Origin of the sequence: Streptomyces sp. 150FB, from assembly GCF_000818195.1 — a bacterium.
In the GTDB taxonomy this organism is placed as follows: Bacteria; Actinomycetota; Actinomycetes; order Streptomycetales; family Streptomycetaceae; genus Streptomyces.
In genome coordinates this window covers 876861-879691 of sequence record NZ_JTHL01000001.1, presented here as the reverse complement: position 1 = coordinate 879691, position 2831 = coordinate 876861, and the positions used below count along the sequence as shown (strand labels likewise).

Annotated in this window: 1 protein-coding gene; it reads left to right on the top strand. The window is 74.4% G+C overall.

Annotation, left to right across the window (positions count from 1 at the left end):
• Positions 1-2831 (top strand): type I polyketide synthase (locus tag QR77_RS03335; RefSeq protein ID WP_078877741.1); only part of this gene is annotated, 2831 nt, incomplete at both ends.

Below are 2831 nucleotides of genomic sequence, written 5' to 3'. Positions count from 1 at the left end.
CCGCCGACGGCACCGGCTGGGCCGAGGGCGCGGGCGTGATCCTCGTCGAGCGGCTGTCGGACGCGCGCCGCGCCGGGCACCCGGTGCTGGCCGTGGTCCGCGGCAGCGCGATCAACCAGGACGGCTCGTCGAACGGACTGACCGCCCCCAACGGACTCGCCCAGCAGCGGGTCATCCGCCAGGCGCTGGCGAACGCGGGACTGGAACCGTCCGAGGTGCAGGCCGTCGAGGCGCACGGCACGGGCACCGCCCTCGGTGACCCGATCGAGGCCCAGGCACTGCTGGCCACCTACGGTCAGGATCGCCAGGAGCCACTCTGGCTGGGCTCGCTCAAGTCCAACATCGGCCACACCCAGGCCGCCTCCGGCGTCGCCGGGATCATCAAGATGGTCATGGCGATGCGGCACGGCACGCTGCCCATGACCCTGCACGCCGAGGAGCCGACCACCAAGGTCGACTGGTCGGCGGGGAACGTGCGGCTGCTCACCGAGGCCAGGCCCTGGCACGGTCCGCGCCGGGCCGGCATCTCCTCGTTCGGCATGAGCGGCACCAACGCCCACGTCATCCTCGAACAGCCGGAGCCCGCCGACGTCCCGGAGGCCCCCACCACCCTCACCGGCCCGGCCCCGCTGCTGCTGTCCGCCCGTACCACCGGCGCGCTGCGCGACCAGGCCGTACGCCTCCACCGGCTGCTGCGCGACACGGACACCGACCCGGCCGACGCGGCGTGGTCGCTCGCCACCACCAAACCGCGCTTCGAACGGCGGATGGCCGTGCTCGGAGCCGACCGCGCCGCGCTGCTGTCCGGGCTGGCAGCTCCCGACACCGCGCCGGACGTCGTGACGGGCGAGGCACGCGCCGGCCGCACCGTGTTCGTCTTCCCCGGCCAGGGCACCCAGTGGACCGGCATGGCCCTGGAACTGGCCGATGCGGAACCGGTGTTCGCCGACCACCTGGACATGTGTGCCCGGGCACTGGCACCGCACGTCGACTGGACACTGCGCGAGGTCCTCGCCGACGAGGAGGCACTGCGCCGGGTCGACGTCGTCCAGCCCGCCCTCTTCTCCGTCATGGTCTCGCTGGCCGAGCTGTGGCGAGCGTACGGCGTCGAACCCGACGCCGTGGTCGGCCACAGCCAGGGCGAGATCGCCGCCGCCGTCGTCGCCGGGGCGCTGACCCTGGAGGACGGCGCCAAGGCCGTCGCGCTGCGCAGCCAGGTCATCCGGCGGTCCCTGGCAGGCAAGGGCGGCATGGTGTCGGTCGCCGCCGACCTGGAGACCGTCCGCGGCCTCCTGGAGCCCCACGCGGGCCGGATCGGCGTCGCCGCCGCCAACGGCCCCGGTGCCACCGTCGTATCCGGCGACCCGGACGCGCTGGACGCCCTCGTCACCGACTGCGAGAGCCGCGGACTGCGCGCCCGGCGCATCCCGGTCGACTACGCATCCCACTCGGCCCAGGTCGAGGAGTTGCGCGACGAACTCCTCACCACCCTGGCCGACCTGCGGCCCCGCCCCGGCACCGTTCCCCTGCTGTCCACCGTGCACGCCGAGCCCATCGACGGCGCCACCATGGACGCCGAGTACTGGTACCGGAACCTGCGCGAACCGGTCGCGTTCCACGCGGCCACCGAAGCACTGCTGCGCACCGGACACGGCCTGTTCATCGAGGTCGGACCGCACCCGGTACTGGTCTCCGCGATCGAGGGCACGGCCGCCACGGCCGGTACCCCGGTCTCCACCGTCGGTACCCTCCTCCGCGACCACGGCGGCCGACAGCGCCTGCACGGCGCCCTCTCGGAGGCGTGGACGGCCGGCGCGGACGTCGACTGGGCGGCCGTCCTCGGCTCGGGACGCCGTGTCGACCTGCCGACCTACCCCTTCCAGCACGAGCACTTCTGGCTGGCCGCACCCGGCCGGTCGGGAGCGCCGCGCCAGGCACCGGACCTCACCTACCGCACCGAATGGCGTGCTCTGCCCGAACCGGGCGCCGTCGCCTCGCTCGACGGTTGGGTGGTCGTCGTGCCCGACCACGGTCACCCGGCCGCCGACGTTCTCACCGGAGCCGTGTCCACCGGTCCTGACCTCAAGGGAATCGACGGACCCGTCGTCGGTGTGCTTTCCCTGCTGCCGCCCGCCGACACCGCGGCGCTGGTGCGGAACCTGGACGCCGCCGGCGTCCAGGCACCCCTGTGGTGTGCGACGACCGAGGCCGAACAGGACCCGGAACAGGCCGCCCTGTGGGGCCTGGGGCAGGTCATCGGCCTGGAGCAGCCGCAACGCTGGGGAGGACTGGTCGACCTGCCCGCCGAACTTGACGCCACCGTGACCGGCCGCCTTCGCGCCGTCCTCACCGGCACCGAGAGCCAGGTGCGGGTACGCGCCGACGGCACCTACGCCCGGCGCCTGGTCCGCACCACGCCTCCCGCCCCGCCGGAGGTCCGCTGGAATCCCGGTCATGTCCTGGTACTGGGCGCCGAAGGGCCGCTCGCCGCGGGTCTGGCGGATTGGCTGGAGCGGCACGGTGCGGACGACGTCAGCACCGCGGCCGATCCCGCGACCCCGGTCGGGGACACCGTACGCACCGTGATCCAGGTCGTCCCGGCCGAACCGCCGGCCGGCCCGGCCACGGAGGCGGACCTCCCCGTCGTTCCCGACCTCCCCGAACCCACCGGGGCCATGGACACGTATGTCCTGCTCCACCCGCTCAGCGGCGTGTGGGGCGCGGCCCGGCAGGCCGTCGGCACGGCCCGCTACGCCGGCATGGCCGCAGCCACCGCCCGCATGCGGGACCGGGGCGTACGCGCGGTCTCGGTCGCCGTCGGCGGCTGGGAG